This window comes from Xylophilus sp. ASV27 (genome assembly GCF_016428875.1).
Classification (GTDB): domain Bacteria; phylum Pseudomonadota; class Gammaproteobacteria; order Burkholderiales; family Burkholderiaceae_C; genus Xylophilus.
Genome location: NZ_JAELTO010000244.1, coordinates 1 through 1,071, shown reverse-complemented (window position 1 = coordinate 1,071; position 1,071 = coordinate 1). Strand labels below are relative to the sequence as shown.

At 69.8% G+C, this 1,071-nt stretch carries 1 protein-coding gene and 1 pseudogene; both read right to left on the bottom strand.

All coding sequences use genetic code 11. The features are described 5' to 3' along the window. Positions 1–309, bottom strand: a pseudogene (locus JHD63_RS24295) (anti-sigma factor); the annotation flags it as partial. Then, positions 306–890, bottom strand: a complete 585-nt coding sequence (locus JHD63_RS22655) for an RNA polymerase sigma factor (protein WP_198973054.1) — start codon at positions 888–890, stop codon at positions 306–308. The gene JHD63_RS22655 and the pseudogene JHD63_RS24295, both read right to left, overlap by 4 nt. Between the last annotated feature and the right edge of the window lie 181 nt (positions 891–1,071).

Below are 1,071 nucleotides of genomic sequence, written 5' to 3'. Positions count from 1 at the left end.
CCCCCCCCCCCCCCCCCCCCCCCCCCCCCCCCCCCCCCCCCCCCCCCCCCCCCTTTTCAAGCAGAAGACGGCATACGCGATTTCCTGTACGGTCTCGTGGGCTCGGAGATGTGTATAAGAGACAGGGACGGCCGGTTGCAGTTCGGTCAGCGCGGCAAAGCACTCCTGCCACAGCAGCGCGCGGGCGCGCACGCCGGGGTTCTCGCGCGCCAGGGTCTCGAAGCGCCGGCGGGCGCCGCCGCGCAGCGTGCCCAGGGCGTGGCTGGCGGCCAGTTGGTCGAGCAGATCGGGGTGGTCGCGCAGGTTCATGCGAACCTCTGCATGCATTGGCGCAGTTGCTCGATGCCGCGCCGGATCCAGGTCTTGACGGTGCCCAGCGGCAGCTTCAACTGCTCGGCCAGTTCGCCATGGCTCAGGTCGCGCAGGTAGGCCAGGCTGACCACCTCGCGCTGCCTGGGCTCCAGCCGGGACAGGCATTGGCGCAGCGCCAAGGCCTGCTCGCTGGTGCTCGCGGCATCGGCCGGATCGACGGCCTCGCCGGCGACGGTTTCCTGCACGTAGTCGTCGAGTTCCTGGTTGCGGTCCACGCGCTCGCTGTTGCGCCGGCGCAGGAAGTCGAGCGCCCGGCTGCGCACGATGACGCCGAGCCAGGCCATGGGCGGGCTCAGGCTGGCCCGGTAGTCGCCGGCGATGCGCCAGATGTTGAGGTAGGCCTCCTGCAGCGCGTCCTCGGCCCATTCGCGGTTGCCGGTGACGCGCAGCGCCACGCCATAGAGCCGCGATGAGGTCTGCTCGTACAGCTCGCGCAGGGCGGCGGCGGCGTCCTGGTCATGGGTGGCGACGCGTTGCATGAGGGCGATCAGTGCCTGGTCGGGGGATTCGGTGAGCATGCGGGATTCTGGCCCATGCCTGCATTACGCGATACGCCCGTGATCGGATGCACCTAAGGCAACGCTGAACAAGTCCGCGTGGTGGCGCGCGCCCTGGTGTGGGATGGGATGCAAGGCGCAAACCGCAGCCATAGCCGCAGCTATGGCGAGGATTTGCAACGCCGCAGACCGCCCACAGCAG

What these genes read in the sequence shown, in the direction of transcription:
- JHD63_RS22655 (WP_198973054.1), bottom strand. Translation starts at nt 890, where the DNA reads ATGCTCACCGAATCCCCCGACCAGGCACTGATCGCCCTCATGCAACGC.